The sequence below is a fragment of the Necropsobacter massiliensis genome (genome assembly GCF_000827595.2).
GTDB lineage: Bacteria > Pseudomonadota > Gammaproteobacteria > Enterobacterales > Pasteurellaceae > Necropsobacter > Necropsobacter massiliensis.
Genome location: NZ_LN776178.1, coordinates 376,525 through 395,758 on the forward strand (window position 1 = coordinate 376,525; position 19,234 = coordinate 395,758).

General features: G+C 47.5%; 18 protein-coding genes and 1 pseudogene. 12 read left to right on the plus strand and 7 right to left on the minus strand.

What is annotated here, in order from left to right:
• The first annotated feature begins 14 nt into the window (after positions 1-14).
• The 3 genes from lpxC to BN3349_RS01850 all read left to right on the plus strand — a co-directional run bounded on the left by lpxC (position 15) and on the right by BN3349_RS01850 (position 3,873).
• On the plus strand, positions 15-932 hold the full coding sequence (lpxC, locus tag BN3349_RS01840; protein ID WP_040975578.1) for a UDP-3-O-acyl-N-acetylglucosamine deacetylase: 918 nt from the start codon (positions 15-17) through the stop codon (positions 930-932).
• 105 nt (positions 933-1,037) lie between these two features.
• The gene (gene ushA / locus BN3349_RS01845; protein ID WP_040975579.1) at positions 1,038-2,684 is read left to right on the plus strand and encodes a bifunctional UDP-sugar hydrolase/5'-nucleotidase UshA; all 1,647 of its coding nucleotides are present in this window, start codon (positions 1,038-1,040) and stop codon (positions 2,682-2,684) included.
• 28 nt (positions 2,685-2,712) lie between these two features.
• Positions 2,713-3,873, plus strand: coding sequence for a chorismate mutase (locus tag BN3349_RS01850; RefSeq protein WP_040975580.1), 1,161 nt, complete (start codon positions 2,713-2,715; stop codon positions 3,871-3,873).
• Between the two features lie 68 nt (positions 3,874-3,941).
• Here the strand turns inward: BN3349_RS01850 and BN3349_RS01855 are convergent, their stop codons facing one another.
• Positions 3,942-5,255, minus strand: a complete 1,314-nt coding sequence (locus BN3349_RS01855; protein ID WP_040975581.1) for an NCS2 family permease — start codon at positions 5,253-5,255, stop codon at positions 3,942-3,944.
• A gap of 138 nt (positions 5,256-5,393) precedes the next feature.
• Complete coding sequence (locus BN3349_RS01860; protein WP_032108612.1) at positions 5,394-5,594, minus strand: YMGG-like glycine zipper-containing protein; 201 nt, start codon at positions 5,592-5,594, stop codon at positions 5,394-5,396.
• A 201-nt stretch (positions 5,595-5,795) separates the two neighbouring features.
• Between BN3349_RS01860 and galE the strand changes: the two genes are divergently transcribed.
• From galE to adk, 3 genes are all read left to right on the plus strand, one after another.
• Positions 5,796-6,812, plus strand: coding sequence for a UDP-glucose 4-epimerase GalE (gene galE / locus BN3349_RS01865; protein ID WP_040975582.1), 1,017 nt, complete (start codon positions 5,796-5,798; stop codon positions 6,810-6,812).
• Between the two features lie 85 nt (positions 6,813-6,897).
• Positions 6,898-8,166: an AmpG family muropeptide MFS transporter gene (locus BN3349_RS01870; protein WP_040975583.1), complete on the plus strand. Its 1,269-nt coding sequence runs from the start codon at positions 6,898-6,900 to the stop codon at positions 8,164-8,166.
• A gap of 288 nt (positions 8,167-8,454) precedes the next feature.
• Complete coding sequence (gene adk / locus BN3349_RS01875) at positions 8,455-9,099, plus strand: adenylate kinase (protein ID WP_040975584.1); 645 nt, start codon at positions 8,455-8,457, stop codon at positions 9,097-9,099.
• A 57-nt stretch (positions 9,100-9,156) separates the two neighbouring features.
• On the opposite strand, the gene BN3349_RS01880 is transcribed toward adk, so the two are convergent.
• From BN3349_RS01880 to BN3349_RS12005, 5 genes and pseudogenes are all read right to left on the minus strand, one after another.
• Entirely contained in the window at positions 9,157-9,975 is an 819-nt protein-coding gene (locus BN3349_RS01880) for a DNA ligase (protein WP_101430469.1), read from the minus strand.
• A 70-nt stretch (positions 9,976-10,045) separates the two neighbouring features.
• Positions 10,046-10,459 carry a hypothetical protein gene (locus BN3349_RS01885; RefSeq protein ID WP_143933741.1) on the minus strand — a complete coding sequence of 138 codons (414 nt, stop codon included), beginning with the start codon at positions 10,457-10,459 and terminating at the stop codon, positions 10,046-10,048.
• Between the two features lie 109 nt (positions 10,460-10,568).
• The gene (locus BN3349_RS12195) at positions 10,569-10,724 is read right to left on the minus strand and encodes a pantoate--beta-alanine ligase (RefSeq protein WP_245853704.1); all 156 of its coding nucleotides are present in this window, start codon (positions 10,722-10,724) and stop codon (positions 10,569-10,571) included.
• 47 nt (positions 10,725-10,771) lie between these two features.
• Positions 10,772-10,876: pseudogene (locus BN3349_RS12315) on the minus strand (pantoate--beta-alanine ligase); the annotation flags it as partial.
• A complete protein-coding gene (locus tag BN3349_RS12005) occupies positions 10,843-10,980 on the minus strand; it encodes a hypothetical protein (RefSeq protein WP_180334823.1) in 138 nt (45 codons plus the stop codon). The pseudogene BN3349_RS12315 and the gene BN3349_RS12005, both read right to left, overlap by 34 nt.
• 32 nt (positions 10,981-11,012) lie before the next feature.
• Here BN3349_RS12005 and BN3349_RS01895 point away from each other — a divergent pair, with 32 nt between their 5' ends.
• From BN3349_RS01895 to BN3349_RS01920, 6 genes are all read left to right on the plus strand, one after another.
• Positions 11,013-12,161 (plus strand): 5-methyltetrahydropteroyltriglutamate--homocysteine S-methyltransferase, encoded by a 1,149-nt coding sequence (locus BN3349_RS01895; protein ID WP_040975586.1) that lies wholly within the window; start codon positions 11,013-11,015, stop codon positions 12,159-12,161.
• Positions 12,162-12,676: 515 nt separating this feature from the next.
• Entirely contained in the window at positions 12,677-14,110 is a 1,434-nt protein-coding gene (gene cysG / locus BN3349_RS01900; RefSeq protein ID WP_040975587.1) for a siroheme synthase CysG, read from the plus strand.
• Between the two features lie 25 nt (positions 14,111-14,135).
• On the plus strand, positions 14,136-14,867 hold the full coding sequence (locus BN3349_RS01905) for a phosphoadenylyl-sulfate reductase (RefSeq protein WP_040975588.1): 732 nt from the start codon (positions 14,136-14,138) through the stop codon (positions 14,865-14,867).
• 95 nt (positions 14,868-14,962) lie between these two features.
• Positions 14,963-15,895: a sulfate adenylyltransferase subunit CysD gene (cysD, locus tag BN3349_RS01910; RefSeq protein ID WP_040975589.1), complete on the plus strand. Its 933-nt coding sequence runs from the start codon at positions 14,963-14,965 to the stop codon at positions 15,893-15,895.
• A gap of 119 nt (positions 15,896-16,014) precedes the next feature.
• The gene (locus BN3349_RS01915) at positions 16,015-17,307 is read left to right on the plus strand and encodes a sulfate adenylyltransferase subunit 1 (protein ID WP_040975590.1); all 1,293 of its coding nucleotides are present in this window, start codon (positions 16,015-16,017) and stop codon (positions 17,305-17,307) included.
• Positions 17,308-17,429: 122 nt separating this feature from the next.
• Positions 17,430-19,223 (plus strand): assimilatory sulfite reductase (NADPH) flavoprotein subunit, encoded by a 1,794-nt coding sequence (locus BN3349_RS01920; RefSeq protein WP_040975591.1) that lies wholly within the window; start codon positions 17,430-17,432, stop codon positions 19,221-19,223.
• The last annotated feature ends 11 nt before the right edge of the window (positions 19,224-19,234 follow it).

Consider the following 19,234-nt stretch of genomic DNA (forward strand, 5'->3'; position numbering starts at 1 on the left):
GTTAAAAGAAAATTATGATTAGACAAAGAACATTGAAACAAAGTATTAAAGTAACCGGTGTTGGTTTGCACAGCGGTAATAAGGTCACGCTGACATTACGCCCAGCGATGGCAAACACCGGTGTGGTATATTGCCGTACCGATTTGAATCCGCCGGTGACTTTTCCGGCGAATGCAAATGCCGTGCGTGATACCATGCTTTGTACTTGCTTGGTCAATGAGGAAGGCGTCAGAATCTCTACTGTCGAACATTTGAATGCCGCATTGGCGGGATTAGGCATTGATAACATTATTATTGAAGTCGATGCACCGGAAATTCCGGTGATGGATGGTAGTGCGAGCCCGTTTATTTATTTGTTGTTGGATGCCGGTATTGAAGAGCAGAATGCGGCGAAAAAATTCATTCGGGTAAAACAGCCGGTACGTGTTGAAGACGGTGATAAATGGGCGGAGTTAAAGCCTTACAACGGTTTTCGTCTGGATTTTACCATTGATTTTGAACATCCGGCGATCAGTAAAAACGTACGCAATTATGTACTGGAATTTTCTGCACAAGCGTTTATTCAGCAAATCAGTCGCGCCAGAACTTTCGGCTTTATGAAAGATATCGAATATTTGCAGTCTCAGGGCTTGGCGCTGGGCGGCAGTTTGGACAACGCTATTGTATTGGATGATTATCGAATTCTGAACGAAGACGGGTTGCGTTTTAAAGATGAGCTGGTACGGCATAAAATGTTGGACGCAATCGGTGATCTTTACATGGCGGGATATAATATTATCGGTGATTTCAAAGCCTATAAATCGGGTCACGGTTTAAATAATAAGTTACTGAGAGCGCTGTTAGCTAATCAGGAAGCTTGGGAGTTTGTGACTTTTGATGATAAACGGCAGGTACCCCAAGGCTATGTGGCGCCGGTTCAGGTATTCATTTAGTTAACAGTGATAGGTGGAAAGCTATATTTCGTCGGAATATAGCTTTTTTATTGTCTGCTCGGCAAAAGTGCGGTTGTTTTTTTATTTATTTTTTAAGGTGTTAGGATGAAAAATCGAATTAAACTTGGTGTATTGGTAATGGGGCTGTGGGCGTCCTCCACGATGGCTTATCAGGCGGATCATACTTATCGTTTTACTGTATTGCATACTAATGATTTACACGGGCATTTCTGGGCGAATGAACGGGGAGAATATGGTCTGGCTGCTCAGAAAACCTTAATCGACCGGATTAAACAGGAAGTCGAACAACAGGGTGGTTCCATGCTATTGCTGAATGCGGGGGATATTAATACGGGGGTGCCGGAATCGGATCTGCAAAATGCCAAGCCGGATATCGAAGGTATGAATATCATCGGTTATGAGGCCATGACATTAGGCAATCATGAATTCGACAACCCGCTTCAATTGTTAGATATGCAGGAGAAATGGGCGAAATTCCCGCTGTTGGCTGCCAATGTATATCATGCCGACAGCAGTAAATTATTAGTTAATCCTTATGTGGTATTGGACAAGCAGGGGTTAAAAATCGCAGTTGTCGGTTTAACCACGGAGGATACGGCAAAACTGGGAAATCCCGAATACATGGGGGCGGTGAAATTTGCCGATCCGACACAAAGCGCACAAAAGGTGCTGGTCGAATTAGACCGCAATGTAAAACCTGATGTTAAAATTGCCTTGACCCATATGGGATATTATTACGATGCCAAGCATGGTTCAAATGCGCCGGGTGATGTCAGTATGGCACGTAACCTGCCGCCGAAATCGTTCGATATGATTATCGGCGGACATTCTCATGACACAGTTTGTGTTGATGCAAAAGGCGGTTTTATTGAACAGTATCAACCGACGATGCCTTGTATGCCGGATTTTCAGAATGGCAGTTGGATCATGCAGGCTGGGGAATGGGGCAAATATGTTGGCAGAGCGGATTTTGAGTTTATCAACGGCGAACTGAAACTGGTCAATTATCAATTGATTCCAGTGAATCTGAAACGCAAAGTAAAAACTGCGGACGGCAAAACTGATTATGTTTTCTATGCAACAGAGATTCCTCAGGACGCACAGTTGCTTGCGACACTCAAAACTTATCAAGCGCAGGGCGATAAATTACTGGGTGTGAAAGTCGGTGAGACTCGAGGCGAATTGGTCGGCGATCGTGATGTGGTGCGTTTTCACCAAACCAATTTAGGGCGATTAGTGGCGGAAGCGCAACGCGAACGCGTAAAAGCCGATGTAGGGATTATGAATTCCGGTGGAATTCGCGATTCTATTCAGGCAGGCGATGTTACTTATAAGGATATTCTGAAAGTTCAGCCGTTCGGTAATATTATCAGTTATGTAGAATTGAGCGGTGCCGAATTGCTTGATTATCTGAACGTTGTTGCACTGAAGGAAGTAGATTCCGGCGCTTACGCACAATTTGCCGGTATTTCAATGCGTGTAAACCGTGCTGCGCAAAAAGTCGAACAGGTGAAAATTCAAGGGCAGCCCATTGATATGAATAAAATCTACCGCATTTCTTTACCAAGCTATTGTGCGGCAGGCGGAGACGGCTATCCGGTGGTTAGTGATAACCCGAGTTACGTCAATACCGGTTTTGTCGATGCGGAAGTGCTGAAAGCATTTTTTATTAAAAATTCGCCGATTGATGCAACTAAATTTGATCCGAAAGATGATGTTGTTTATCCTTAATTTCTGAGGTAGTGATTAGGACAAAAATATGGCACTTGAGTTAAGCGAAATTCGCCGGCAGATTACACAGATTGACCGCAGTCTGCTGAAATTATTATCCGAACGGCACCGTTTGGCGTTTGATGTGGTTCGTAGTAAAGAAGTGACGCAAAAAGCGTTGCGCGATATAGAACGCGAACAGCAACTGTTACAGGAGTTGGTGCAGTTTGCGGAAAACGAAAATTATCAGCTGGAACCACAATATATTACCCAGGTTTTTCAAAAAATTATTGAAGATTCGGTATTAACCCAGCAGGTGTATTTACAGAAAAAACTGAATGCGCAACGTGAACAGAATATTCATATCGCGTTTTTAGGCAAACGCGGTTCCTATTCTCATCTTGCGGCGCGCAGCTATGCCGCGCGTTATCAGGAAGAGTTAATTGAACTGAGCTGTAGCTCCTTTGAGCAAATTTTCGCGAAAGTACAGAACGGTGAAGCGGATTATGGCGTATTACCTCTGGAAAATACCACTTCCGGTTCAATTAACGACGTATATGATTTGCTACAGCATACGGAATTATCGCTGGTGGGTGAATTGGCCTATCCGATAAAACATTGTGTGTTGGTAAACGAGCAGGATGATCTGACTAAAATTGAGGTGTTGTACAGCCACCCGCAGGTGATACAACAATGCAGCCGTTTTATTCGCAGTCTGGAGCGCGTGCATATTGAATATTGTGAAAGCAGTTCGCATGCGATGGAGCTGGTGGCGAGTCTGAATAAACCAAATATTGCCGCGTTAGGCAACGAAGATGGCGGTAAATTATACGGTTTACGGGTATTAAAAAGCGATATTGCCAATCAGGAAAATAATATTACGCGTTTTATCGTCCTTGCCAGACAACCGATAACCGTTTCGCCACAGGTTCGTGCGAAAACCCTGTTGCTGATGAGTACATCACAGCAGGCGGGGGCGCTGGTCGACGCGTTATTGGTGTTCAAACGCCATAATATCAGCATGACTAAGCTTGAATCCCGTCCGATTTACGGCAAACCTTGGGAAGAAATGTTTTATCTGGAAATCGAAGCCAATATCAATGCACCAGCAACACAGCAGGCGTTTGAAGAATTAAAGCAATACAGCAGCTATTTGAAATTGTTAGGATGTTATCCGAGTGAGATTGTAAAACCAGCAGAAATTAACTGATTATCAGTTGATACAAATAAGGGCTAAACGCAGTGTTTAGCCCTTTTGCCATATACAGTAGCGATTAATTAAATCGCCCAGCCGCCCACATAGAACAGCACTAATGCAACGGCGATAATAATCGTACCCAGATTGAGTTTTTTGACCTCGCCGCTTACCAAACGTCCGATTACTAATGTGGCAAAGCCTAACATAATGCCGGTAACGATATTGGCGGTTAATACGATAAATACGGCACAAACTAAACCGCTCATGGTACCGGTGAAATCGGTAAAATCCAGTTTGCTGACATTGCTCAGCATCAGTAAACCGACGTACATTAATGCCGGTGCCGTGGCATAACCTGGTACTAAACCTGCCAATGGCTGAAAAAACAGCATTAACAGAAACAGGATGCCCACCACAATCGCTGTGATACCTGTCTTGCCGCCCGCTGCGGTGCCGGCGGCGGATTCAATATATACAGCTGCCGGTGCGGTACCGAAAATGCCGGAAAACAGGCTGCTGACGGAATCGGAAGTCAGAGCTTTACCGCCGTTGATGATTTGTCCGTCTTTGTCCAGTAAATTTGCCTGACCGGCTACGGCGCGAATGGTACCGGTAGCATCAAATACCGCGGTCATTACCAATGCAAAAACCGCCGGCAAAATAGCTGGCTGCAAGGCACCAGTCAAATCCAGTGCTAAAAATAACGATTGTTCACCGAATGTCGGCATTCTAAACACATCGCCGCTGAATGTTACCTGAGGATCAAAAATCAAACCGATAAGCGTAATGGCAATAATTACCCATAATATAGCGCCTTTGATCTGCATTTTCTCTAAACCGATAATTGCTGCAAGACCGATTAATGACATTAAAACCGGAAATGACGCGAAATCGCCAAGTTTTACCGGCAAACCCGCCTGATTGCCGACCACGATGCCAACACCGTTTGCGGCAATTAATAACAAAAACAGCCCGATGCCGATTCCGGCGCCGTGCGCAATGCTTGCCGGCAGATTACGTAAGATCCAAGCGCGCACGCCGGTGGCGGAGATTAGCGTAAACAGCACACCCATAAAAAATACCGCACCTAAGGCGACAGGAACGCTGACTTGTTGCCCCAATACTAGACTGAACGCAGTAAATGCGGTTAATGAAATAGCGCAGCCGATAGCCATTGGCGCGTTTGCCCACAAACCGATTAAGATAGAACCGAGACCGGAAACTAGACAAGTGGCGATAAATACGCTTTCTGCCGGAAAACCGGCCGCACTTAACATATTCGGCACTACGATAACGGAATACACCATCGCCAAAAAAGTAGTCAGTCCGGCAATGATTTCCTGACGGACGGTTGAGCCGCGCTGTGCGAGCTCAAAATGCTTTTCCAAAGACATACAATACCCTGTGTAAATAAAGTAAAAAACGCGGCTATTTTACCTGAAAGTATTGAAGAGTAAACGTTTGCGATTGGAAAACGGGCAATAAAAAAGATCTGTGTCACAGATCTTTAATATGAATAGAGAAATTAACAGTTATTTAACTTGACTACCAATTAATCCGCCAAGAGCCGCACCGCCTAAGGTCGCTCCGGTAGAATTGCCGATGACATTACCGGCCACACCGCCGACAGCAGCACCGATAGCGGTGTTTTTCTGTGTTCTGGACATGCCGTTACAGGCAGCGACGGAGGTGACGAGCAATAATAGAGATGCGATTTTTACAATAGTTTTCATAAAATAAACTCCTAGGATTTCCGAAAATGTAAATGAACCTCTGGGTCATTTACATTGGCTAAGACTCTACGGTCGATGAAAAGTTCAATAAATAATAGCAATGCGTGGAATCGGTAAAATCTAACGAATCATTTTCCCATCGACACAAAATGTTCTATACTACGTGGCGTTTGGAGTTCATTAAGCATTGAGGAGAATGTGATGACGATTTTAGTGACAGGCGGGGCGGGTTATATCGGTTCGCATACCGTAGTCGAATTGTTAAATTCGGGCAAAGATGTTGTAGTATTGGATAATCTGTGTAATGCGTCGCCAAAATCTCTTGAGCGTGTCAGTCAAATTACCGGAAAAAGCGTTAAATTTTATCAAGGTGATGTGCTGGATGCGGCGCTGTTACAGAAAATCTTCGCCGAAAATACGATTAAATCGGTGATCCATTTCGCCGGCTTGAAAGCCGTAGGGGAAAGCGTGCAGAAACCTGCGGAATATTATATGAATAACGTAACCGGGTCTTTGGTGTTGTTACAGGAAATGAAAAAAGCCGGCGTCTGGAATTTTGTTTTCAGCTCTTCCGCCACGGTTTACGGCGATCCGGAAATTATCCCGATTACCGAAAGCTGCAAAGTCGGCGGCACGACCAATCCTTATGGCACGTCTAAATTAATGGTAGAGCAGATTCTGACCGACATCGCCAAAGCCGAACCGAAATTCAGCTTTACTATTTTACGTTATTTCAACCCGGTGGGTGCGCATGAAAGCGGTTTGATCGGCGAAGACCCGAATGGGATTCCGAATAATCTGCTGCCTTATATCAGTCAGGTCGCTATCGGCAAACTACCCCAATTATCAGTGTTCGGCAGCGATTATGATACCCACGACGGCACAGGCGTGCGTGATTATATTCATGTGGTGGATTTGGCGGTCGGTCACCTGAAAGCGTTGAACCGCCATGAAGATGATGCCGGACTGCATATTTATAATCTGGGAACCGGCGTCGGTTATTCGGTGCTGGATATGGTTAAAGCCTTCGAACAGGCAAACGGCATTACCATTCCATATAAACTGGTCGCGCGTCGCCCGGGAGATATCGCGACCTGCTATTCCGATCCGGGATTAGCGGCAAAAGAGCTGGGGTGGACGGCTGAACGCGGATTAACGCAAATGATGAAAGATACTTGGAACTGGCAGAAAAATAATCCGACGGGGTATCGCGATTAAACCCGTATCAAATCGTACCGGCGCAAGTGATGACTTGCGCCGATTACATTGCAAAAACATTAAAAAAATCCACCGCACTTTGAGCATGATATCAACCAACGCCAGCTTATTTTCTCAGATCTTCAGCCGCAACATGCTGATCTGCGTGTTTACCGGTTTCAGTTCCGGACTTCCGTTATATGTTATTATTTCCTTGCTTCCGATTTGGCTGCGCGCTGAACGCATTGATTTGGCGACACTCGGTTATTTTACTTTGGTTACCTTACCGTTTTCGTGGAAATTTCTCTGGGCGCCGTTGTTAGATCGCTACATCCCGCCGTTTTTAGGTCGCCGTCGGGGCTGGATGCTGATCTCACAATTATTATTGATTGTTTTTCTCGCGCTGTTCGGCTTTCTTGATCCGCATAGCCAGTTTGGATTAACGCTAATTGCTGCCACTGCCGCGGTATGTTCGTTTTTTTCCGCCAGTCAGGATATTGTGCTGGATGCTTACCGACGGGAAATTCTGCCGGATAACGAACTGGGATTAGGCAATTCCATTCACGTTAACGCCTATCGAGTTGCCGGGCTAGTGCCGGGATCATTGTCATTGATTCTGGCGGATCATTTCAGCTGGCAAACGGTGTTTATTATCACCGCACTTTTTATGTTGCCGGGCATTTTTATGACGCTGTGTTTAAGTAAAGAACCGCAAATTCCGCTAAAAACCGACCGCACTTTAATCGACAATGTGGTTGAACCGTTTCAAGAATTTTTCAGTCGCAAAGGGATCGGTTCGGCAATGGGAATTCTGGCGTTTATTTTTCTGTATAAACTGGGCGACAGCATGGCGACTGCGCTGATTTCGCCGTTTTATCTGGACATGGGCTTTAGCATGACGCAAATCGGCTTAGTAGTAAAAAATGCCTCTTTGTGGCCAATGATCATTGCCGGTATTGTCGGCGGGATCATTATGCTGAAAATCGGAATAAACCGTGCTTTATGGCTATTTGGCGTAGTGCAGCTGATTACGATTCTTGGTTTCGCGTGGCTGGCGAAACTCGGACCTTTTCCCCAGGTGGATCATTTTGCCCTGTTGGCATTGACGTTGGTCGTCGCGGCGGAATATATCGGCATCGGTTTGGGAACGTCGGCATTCGTCGCCTTTATGGCGCGCGAAACCAACCCGTTATATACTGCAACGCAATTGGCGCTGTTCACCAGCTTGTCCGCTTTACCGCGCGCCACGTTGAATACGCAGGCAGGCGTGTTGATCAATTATTTTGGCTATTACGACTATTTTTGGTTCTGTTTTTGGCTGGCGGTACCTGGCATGCTGTGCTTAATGCGAGTCGCTCCTTGGAATTCCAAATAAACTTTTATATTTTTAGTGTTAACTGCATCATTTTAGGTGTACAGTCGTTAAACTGGGATTGACTTTAATCTTGCTTTCAGTAATCCGAATTTATGTCACCGGCTTCTGCGCAATTAGCCGAATAGTTTGAACTGCCGTGAATAATTGGTTTTTGCCGATAACAAAGCATATTTTGCTGCGGTAAAGCCGCAATCAGGTTAAAAGAACGGCAAAATCATCTTTCAGGCTTGAGTTTGCGACTTAAGCAGAGTATTGTATAACCGTTTTTTATTTTACGAGGTCTTAATAATGAAAATTATTTTATTGGGCGCACCGGGAGCCGGAAAGGGCACTCAAGCGCAGTTTATTATGAACAAATTCGGGATTCCGCAGATTTCCACCGGCGATATGCTGCGTGCGGCGATTAAAGCCGGTTCCGAATTGGGCAAACAGGCAAAAGTGTTGATGGACGCCGGTCAGTTGGTGCCGGATGATTTAATTATTGCGCTGGTAAGAGAACGCGTAGCCCAGCCGGATTGTCGCAAAGGCTTTTTATTAGACGGTTTTCCGCGCACTATTCCGCAAGCCGATGCGTTGAAAAGTGCTGGTATTGCCATTGATTATGTGCTGGAATTTGATGTGCCTGATGAGGTTATTGTCGAGCGTATGAGCGGTCGTCGCGTGCATCAGGCTTCCGGTCGTTCTTATCATATCGTTTATAATCCGCCGAAAGTCGAAGGCAAAGACGATATTACCGGTGAGGATTTGATTATCCGTGCCGATGATAAACCGGAAACCGTGCAAGATCGTTTAAAAGTGTATCATCATACCACCCAACCGTTAGTGGATTATTATCAGGCGGAAGCCAAAGCCGGCAACACCCAGTATTTCCGTCTGGACGGCACGCAAAAAGTAGAACAAGTGAGTGCCGAGCTGGATAAAATTCTGGCATAATTTCCACCGCACTTTTTAGTCCGGCACCGCAAGGTTTTTCGCTTTGCGGTGTTGTTTTTATTCTTCCTTTTTTCTCCAGTAAGTTGCGAACTTCGGCAGTCCGTTTTTAGTCAAACCGCGGTATTTATAAGTAATCATTGAACCGACAGGCGGTGGTGCCGTACGATCTTGCCGGCTGAATCCTGAACCGATACGAAATTCGCCGCGTTGGTTTTTACAGCTCAGCGCGCCCAACATGCCAGCAAATTGCCCGTTACCTTGGTGATGCGCCGTTACCTCGCATTCCTCGTCAAGTGCGGTCTTTAATTTCAGAATTTGTGTACTGCGCTTGTTTTCATAGGGGGCCAAAGGATTACGCAACACGATGCCTTCGCCGTTTAACGCTTCAATTTGGCGTAGAAAATCCTGTACTTGTTGCGTGTTTTGCACCGGAATCTGCTCGATAATTTGAATATAAGGTGTCGGATGCGTGGACAAATAATCGTGCAAAACGGCTAAACGCTGAAATAAATCGCCCTTTGCTTCCGGTACGTCAAAAACGTACAGCTTCATATTTTCCCAGCCTTTATCTTTTTGTGAACGCACAATAGATGAAATTTTTTCAAACTGATTCCGTTGGGTAAACAGCTCGCCGTCAATGGCAAAAGGCGGAAAATCTTTGATAAAGTAATTTGGCGGCGTCAGAATTTTATTCTGCCGAGTAAACAGCTGGCGTCCGTCCCAATATCCCCTGACACCGTCCAGTTTCTCACTCATCACCCAGCCTTGCACGTTTTGATTGGTATAAGTACCGAGTAACATTAAATCCGGCGGCTCAGCCCTTACCGGATAAGCGGCTAGCAACGAGAATAATAAATAGACAATAATGCGTGGCATTCGGTTTCCTCAATGTTTAGCGATAATGGCTTATTAAACTATACATGCGGTGAAATAAGGTGAAGCGATTTCATCGGCTTTTGCGATCCAAATCGAAAAAATCACGACAATCACAATAAAAAATAGGACATGCATCCAAAAATGGAATCAGCCATATAGCGGTGAAAAGTGCGGTGATTTTACTGGTAATTATTAGTGAATAACGAACCCCGCCACCTTTTCTCAGTAGGTGGCGAGAGTGGTTGGCGGCGAAATTCATGGTTGCTAGAGTCACGGCTAACTCGCTGTTTTGCATACCGACTTCGATTGCCAGTGCGGTGGTTTTGGCATAGTTCAGCCTTAATAATTTCCCCACAACCAGCCCTAAGCCGAGTCCTGCGAGATTGTGCAGGCACACTACGGCTAAGGTGAGTAATCCGCCGGTGATGATTTTATCGCAGTTTACGGCAATAATCGCAGCGATAATGATGACAATGGCAAGCATTGAAATTAAACCGGCTGCATAAAGGCGACGGCGGACAGTGCTAAAATAATCAGCGTAATATATTTGGATAAAACGCATTGATAACTTGTAAATACTGCATGATATCTCCTTATGGGTTTTGTGGCGGAGAATAAGTGAAATTATCAATTAAGCGCGTTTTACCGATATAAACCGCCATCGCAACCAGCACGGGTTTGTCAATAATATCCACCGGCTGGATGGTTTCGACGTCCACGGCGGAAACATAGTCGGTTTTTGTCCGCACAATGTGGCGGATAAATCGGTAATATCTACATAGGCTTTGGAGTGGCAGTACATTTCTTCCACGCTGGGATGAAACAGCAGATCCGTGCCGTTTTCCTCGCATAATGCCTTATCCCGGTTTAAATCACGCGGAACTGAAATGCCGTTTGCCACAGGGAAACCGCTGTCGGCGCGCTATTTTGCCGATAAATCAAAAAATCGGCAAAGAACATGCCGACGCTGTCTTTATGCGGAAACTCTGCTAAAATGAACCGCACTTTTTCATCAAAACACAAAACAGGAAAGTAAAATGAGCAAATTATTCCCTAATGCACATCAACGAACCAAAGCCCCGTACCGTTTCGATATTGTGGGCAGTTTTTTACGTCCGGAGGCGCTGAAACAGGCGCGTCAGCAATGCAGCTGCGGTGATATTTCGTGTGCGGATTTACGCGCCGTCGAAGATAACGAAATCAAAAAACTGGTGGCTCATCAAAAAGCGGTCGGCTTACATGCCGTCACCGACGGGGAGTTCCGTCGCACCTTTTGGCATCTGGATTTCTTAGCTGCACTGGACGGTGTGCAGGAGGTGGAAGCCGAGAAATTTTCGGTGCAGTTCAAACATCACAGTGTGCGCCCGAAAACCTTGAAAATCGTGGATAAAATCGGCTTTTCCGATTCACATCCGTTCTTGCAGCATTATCGTTCATTGCAGGCGATTGCCGGCGATTATCCGGTAAAATTCACCGTGCCGTCACCGTCAATGCTGCATTTAATCTGCACCGTACGCGAGACGGATTATCAGCCGATTGCGCGTTATGCCGGCAATAACCAATTATTGCTGGACGATATCGCCGATGCTTATAAAAGTGCGGTGCAAAAATTCTATGAATTAGGCTGCCGTAATTTGCAGCTTGACGACACCAGCTGGGGCGAGTTGTGTTCAGAAGAAAAACGGGCGGCGTATGCCGCGCGCGGTTTCGACTTGGCGCAGCTGGCGAAAGATTATGTGTATATGGTCAATCGCGCCATTGCCGATCGACCGGCAGATATGACCGTCACCATGCACATTTGCCGCGGCAATTTCCGCTCTACGTGGTTCTCTTCCGGCGGTTATGAACCGGTGGCGCAGGAATTGTTTGGCAACTGTAAGGTGGACGGTTTCTTCCTTGAATACGACAGTGATCGTTCCGGTGATTTCAAACCGCTGCGCTTTATTCGCGATCAGCAAGTGGTTCTCGGTTTGGTGACCTCTAAAGACGGCGCGTTGGAGGATAAAAACGAAATCATTCAGCGCATTCGGGAAGCGGCGCAATATGTGGATATTAACCAATTGTGCTTAAGCCCGCAATGCGGTTTTGCTTCAACAGAAGAAGGCAACATTTTGACCGAAGAACAGCAATGGAATAAACTGAAGTTTATTCGCGACATCGCACAGGAAGTGTGGGGCGAGGCGTAATCACAAGCGCGTATTGTACCGGCGGACGATTGTCCGCCTTTTTATTATAAACGTGTCTAAAAACGTAACAAAAATCCACCGCACTTTGTAACTTTTTATCCCGTTGAGCAAATTTGTTATGCTTTTTGGTTATGGCTAACCGAGCAGTTTACGGAATAGTTATTTCACTTTGTTATATAAAATGCTTTTTTGTTATTTTTCCTCACTGTGGATTTGATTTATAAATTACACCACTTAATGCAAGCGCGTTGCGCTTACTGTGCGGTGAAATTACATGTGGGAAAAATGAACGAGCCGGTCGTTTCCGGTCTTTTCACACCGTCGATGCGATAACTGTCGCCGACTATCCTTGGGATACCGATAATCCCTCCCTTTGACTTTCAATGCCCGCGTAAGCGGGTTTTTCGCATACGGCGTTTCGGTGGCATCTGATCTTAAGCGCGGCTTGGTTCGCGTCAGATTGTTGATAACGGATTTCTTAATACATTGCCGCAGGGCGGTAAACAGGAGTGGTAATGAATTATTTTCCCGTATTTGCGGATTTAACCGAACGGCCGGTGCTGGTCATCGGCGGCGGTGAAATTGCGGCGCGTAAAATCAAACTGTTATTAAAAGCTCATGCCGAGGTACGTGTGGTGGCGCAGCAATTAAATCAAGAAATTGCCGAACTTTATGCACAAAATAAAGTTATCTGGCTGGCGCAGGAATTTCATGTCGAACAAGTGCGGTCGGTTTTTTTGGTGATTGCGGCAACCGATGACGAACAGCTTAATCGGCGCGTATTTTTAGTTGCTGAACAGCAACAGAAGCTGGTTAATGTGGTGGATGACCAGCGTCATTGCAGCTTTATTTTTCCGTCGATTATTGATCGCAGTCCGATTCAGGTGGCGATTTCCAGCGGCGGCTGTGCGCCGGTGCTTGCCCGTTTGTTGCGGGAAAAACTGGAAAGTTTGTTGCCGCAGCATTTAGGTGCGATGGCGGCGATGTCCGGCAAGTGGCGTGCCGCCGTGAAGCAAAAGCTTGGCAGTGTGACCGAACGCCGTCGTTTTTGGGAACAACTGTTTAACGGACGTTTTTCTCGCTTACTGAAAAATCATCAGCATGTCGCGGCCGAGCAGGAATTACAGCGCCAGCTGCAACAGGATTATCGCGGCGGTTCGGTGGCGCTGGTCGGTGCCGGCCCCGGCGATGCGGGATTGCTGACTTTAAAAGGCTTGCAGGAAATTCAACAGGCGGACATTGTGTTGTATGACGCGCTGGTATCGGAAGACATTCTGGATTTAGTCCGGCGTGATGCGAAACGGGTGTTTGTCGGCAAACGCGCTGGAGGGCATTCGGTATCGCAGGAGGAAACCAATCGCCTGCTGGTAGATTATGCCCGTCGCGGTAAACGGGTGGTGCGTCTGAAAGGCGGCGATCCTTTTGTGTTTGGGCGCGGTGGTGAAGAACTGGAAATTCTGGCAGACAAACAAATTCCCTTTTCCGTGGTGCCGGGCATTACCTCGGCAATCGGCGCCACCGCCTATGCCGGGATTCCGCTGACTCATCGCGATTATGCCCAAAGCGCGGTGTTTGTGACCGGACACCGTAAAGCACAAGCGGAGAATGTCGCCGAATGGCAAAGCCTTGCCCGTAGCCAACAAACATTGCTGATCTATATGGGCACCATTAAAGCGGCGGACATTGCCGCGAATCTGATTCGTTTCGGTCGCCGTGCCGATACGCCGGTGGCGGTAATTTCACAAGGTACCCAGCCAAGTCAGAAAACCTTCACCGGTCAATTGGCGGATCTTGCCGAATTGGCGGCACAGGCGCCGACGCCGGCGTTAATTGTGGTGGGCGAAGTGGTGGCGTTGCAACATAAATTGGCATGGTTCGGTGAGAAAAAATCTGCTGAAAAACAACCGCACTTTACTTTAGATGGTTTATCCGTTGAACGTGTCGCCTGATATTAATTTTGTCCGGAGTGAATAGATGATTATCAAACCGAGTTTATGGCGAATTCCGCAGCCGAGCGCAGCGGTTTTCGCGCAGACCGAAGAAAAAGCCCGAATCCTGATCGAACGGATTCAATTAATTGTCCAGCGGCACAGTGATGCTCGTTTTGCCAGCAGTCTGGCGGTTGAAGATATGGTGATTACTGACGCCATTGCAAGTGCGGGAGCGTCGCTGAATGTTTTTACATTGGAAACCGGTCGTTTAAATCCGGAAACGCTGGCGCTGGTGGACGAAGTGAAGCAACGCTATCCCGGGTTGAATTTCAGCCTATTTCGACCGAATCCGGAACAGGTTCGGCAATATGAACAGGAAAAAGGGCGCAATGCGTTTTATGAAAGTGTGGAATTGCGCCGTGAATGCTGCTTTATCCGCAAAATCGAACCGCTGAACCGCGCCTTGCAAGGTGCAGACGCGTGGCTGACCGGTCAGCGCCGTGCACAATCGGTAACCCGAACCGAGCTGGCATTTCACGAACAGGACGGCAGTCGCGGTATAGATAAATATAACCCGATTTTTGACTGGAGCGAGTTGGAGGTCTGGGCTTATATTCTCGCCCGTCGAATTCCTTATAACGCGTTGTATGAGCAGGGCTATCCGAGTATCGGCTGCGAACCTTGCACTCGCCCAGTAAAACAAGAGGAAGATATCCGTGCCGGGCGCTGGTGGTGGGAAAATAAAGACAGCAAGGAATGCGGATTGCATAAGTAAATGCTCGTATTGCTGTGGTAAATATCAGCACGCGGCAGCATAACCGAATTTTATTAAATTAAATAAATTTTAAGCATGAAAAGGATGCAAACATCATGACAACACAATCCCAAACTCAAATCCAGAACGGTCATTTAGACTGGCTTGAAGCCGAATCCATTCATATTATCCGCGAAGTGGTGGCGGAATGTGAAAATCCGGCTTTGTTGTTTTCCGGCGGCAAGGATTCTGTTGTGCTGCTTGCCTTGGCACGCAAAGCCTTTCAGTTGGGGAATCGGGCGGTGCAATTGCCGTTTCCGTTAGTCCATATCGACACCGGACATAATTACCCGGAAGTGATTCAATTTCGCAATGAGCAGGTGGCGCAGCTCAATGCTCGACTGGTCGTTGGTCATGTGGAAAATTCAATTGCTCGCGGCACGGTGGTATTGCGTAAAGAAACCGACAGTCGTAATGCAGCGCAGGCGGTGACATTGTTGGAAACTATCGCCGAAAACGGCTTTGACGCCTTAATGGGCGGCGCACGACGTGATGAAGAAAAAGCGCGCGCCAAGGAACGGATTTTCTCTTTCCGCGATGAATTCGGTCAATGGGATCCAAAAGCCCAGCGTCCTGAATTGTGGTCTTTATATAACGCCAAACTGCACAAAGGCGAGAATATGCGCGTGTTCCCGATTTCCAACTGGACAGAGCTGGATATTTGGCAGTATATCGCACGCGAAAATTTGGCGTTGCCGTCGATTTACTACAGCCACAAGCGTGAAGTGGTGCGACGCAAAGGATTATTGGTGCCAGTGACCGCGTTAACCCCGAAAGCGGCAAACGAGCAAAGTGAAATACTGGATGTGCGTTTTCGCACTGTCGGCGACATCAGCTGCACCTGCCCTGTCGCCAGTACGGCAAAAAATGCGCTGGATATTATCCAAGAAACCGCCGTTGCCGATATTTCCGAACGCAGTGCTACGCGTTTGGACGATCAGACCAGTGAGGCGGCAATGGAAAAACGCAAAAAAGAAGGCTATTTCTAATTAAAAACCGACCGCACTTTTAGGTGCGGCAAGTTTTCTGCCTCCGTTGTCGATAGTGCAGGTAGCGGGATTGCGCAGTTAACCGAAATGAAAACAGAATAACAATAAAAGGACAGCATATGACACAACAGCTTACTCCCTTACGATTTATCACTGCCGGCAGCGTCGATGACGGCAAAAGCACCTTGATCGGACGCCTGCTGTATGACAGCAAAGCGTTACTGAGCGACCAGCTTAATGTGCTTAATCAGACAAAAAACAAAAGCAGCCAAGAAGCGATTGATTTTTCCTTATTAACCGACGGACTGGAAGCGGAACGCGAACAGGGCATCACTATTGATGTGGCATACCGCTATTTTTCCACGGCAAAACGCAAATTTATTATTGCTGATACGCCGGGGCATGAACAATATACGCGCAATATGGTTACCGGCGCCTCAACAGCTTCGGCGGCGATCGTGCTGGTGGACGCCTCGCAGCTTGATTTTTCCCGCGAACCGCTGGAATTACTGGCGCAAACCAAGCGACATTCCGCCGTCTTAAGCCATTTGAATTGCCCGCATATTATTGTGGCAGTGAACAAAATGGATTTGCTTCATTATAACGAAGAAAAATTCAATGCGATTCAGCGCAGTTATACGCTTCTGGCGCAGCAGCTGGGGCTGCAAAATGTGTATTTTGTGCCAGTGTCCGCGTTGTTAGGCGACAATCTGGTGTATAAAAGCGACAACACGCCGTGGTATCAGGGCGAACCGTTATTAACCATTCTGGAAAGTCTGCCGGCGGCTGACGACGGCGATATTCAAAGTGACGATTTTTATTTTCCGGTGCAGTTGGTGATTCGTCAGGACGCCGATAAGCAGGATGATTTCCGCGGTTATCAAGGGCGGATTGAAGCGGGCGATGTGCATGTCGGGCAGAAGATCCGCATCGAACCGTCCGCTTTGACGGCAACGGTAGTTGAAATTATTGCACCGAACGGCGAGGTAAAACAGGCGAAACGCGGAGATGTGATTACCTTGCGTCTGGATAAGGACATTGATATTTCTCGCGGCGATGTATTTGTGGCGGAACATTCGGCGTTACGTCCGAGCAAACAGGTGCATGCTACGCTGTGCTGGTTTGATGCGCGGGCGCTGAATCCGGCACGTAAATATCTGCTTAAACACGGTACGCAAACGGTGTTTGCGCGGGTCAGTGAAGTGGAGCAAGTGTTGGATATTAAGACGCTGTCCAATGCCAGCGGCGAAGAACAGATTCACATGAACGATATCGCGCAAGTGCGGTTAAGCCTGCAAAAGCCGATTGTTGCGACGACATATGACGTAAATGCCGCCGGCGGCGCCTTTATTTTAATTGATGAAGCCACCTATCACACTGTTGCGGCGGGCATGATTTTAGGATTGGAATAAAAATAGCGTAAAAACGCACCGCACTTTTTCACACATTATGATGCCAGCGGTGCGCAAGATTTGTTTCGATAAGCGCCATGCGCTTGCCGAGCAGTAACATAACTTTAACTGTGGGACAAACAATGACAAACACAACACATAATTTCCCTCTTAATGCCGAAACCGCCGCCTTCGTTGACGGGTTGGATAATCTGCAATTAGCTTGGCTTTCCGGCTATTGCTGGGCAAAAGCAAGAGGTGAGAGCGGGGCGGTCGAAGGCATTTCCGCCGTCGCGCCGGCTGCGGCTGCCGCGCCGTTGGCAGTGACTGTACTGTCGATTTCGCAAACCGGTAACGCCAAAGGAATTGCGGCGCAATTGGCAGCACGCTTGCAGCAGGAAAATATTGCGGTGACGCTGGTGTCCGCGAAGGATTATAAAGCGAAAAAAATCGCCGACGAGCAGTTGTTATTATTAGTGACCTCTACGCAGGGCGAGGGCGAACCGCCGGAAGAGGGCGTGGTGTTGTATAAGCTCCTGCATGGTAAAAAAGCGCCGAAACTGGATAGCCTGGACTTCGCGGTGCTGGGACTGGGCGATACTTCCTACCCAAATTTCTGTCAAGCTGGGAAAGATTTTGATCAGCGCTTGGCGGAATTAGGTGCGAAACGCTTATTGGAGCGCGTCGATGCGGATCTGGATTTCAGTGCCACCGCAACGCAGTGGATCGAGCATGTTGTGGCAGCCGTGAAACAAAAAACGGCTGCTGCGCCGACAGCGCTGACAAGTGCGGTTAGTTCATCGCAAGAAAAGACCGCGGAGAACCGTTATAACAAAGAAAATCCCTATGTTGCCACCTTGTTGACCAATCAGAAAATCACTGCCCGCCAATCGGAAAAAGATGTGCGTCATCTGGAATTTGATCTTGCCGATTCCGGGCTGACTTATCAGCCCGGCGATGCGCTCGGCGTATGGTTCGATAATGATCCCGCGCTGGTTGAGGAAATACTGAGCGCATTGGCGTTAAGCGGGGAAGAAAGCGTGCAGGCGGCAGGCAAAACGCTACCGATTCGCACCGCACTTTTATCCCATTTTGAACTAACGCAGAACACACCGGTGTTTATGAAAGCCTATGCCGAATTAGCCGGCAGTCAGGCGCTGAGTGAGTTGGTGGCGAAAACAGACCGATTAAGCGCATATGTGCAAAATACGCCGCCGGTGGATGTACTGCATGATTTTCCGGCAAAATTGAGCGCCGAACAGTTTGTGTCGCTGTTGCGTCCATTGGCGCCACGTTTGTATTCCATTTCTTCCGCCGCGGCGGAAGTGGGCGAAGAAGTTCATTTAAGCGTCGGAGTCGTGCGCTTTGAACATAACGGTAATGCCCGCGCCGGTGCCGCGTCCAGTTATCTTGCCGATCGGCTGGAGGAAGACGGACAAGTGCGGGTGTTTGTGGAACGCAATGACAATTTTCGCCTGCCGGCAGACAACGCTAAGCCGATTATTATGATTGGCTCCGGCACCGGCATTGCACCGTTCCGTGCCTTTGTTCAGCAGCGCGCCGCCGATCAGGCAGAAGGGAAAAACTGGCTGATTTTTGGCAACCAGCATTTTACTCAGGATTTCTTGTATCAGACCGAATGGCAGCAGTTTGCCAAAGACGGATTCTTGCACCGCTATGATTTTGCTTGGTCAAGAGATCAGGAAGAAAAAATCTATGTGCAGGATAAAATTCGTGAAAAAGCCACCGCACTTTGGCAGTGGTTGCAAGACGGCGCCTACCTTTATGTGTGCGGAGATGCAGCCAGAATGGCGAAAGACGTGGAAACCGCGCTGCTGGATGTGATCGCACAACAGGGCGGATTAAGCTCTGAAGATGCGGAAGAGTATTTGACCGAATTGCGTGAAGCGCGGCGTTATCAGCGGGATGTGTATTAAAATCCATGTTT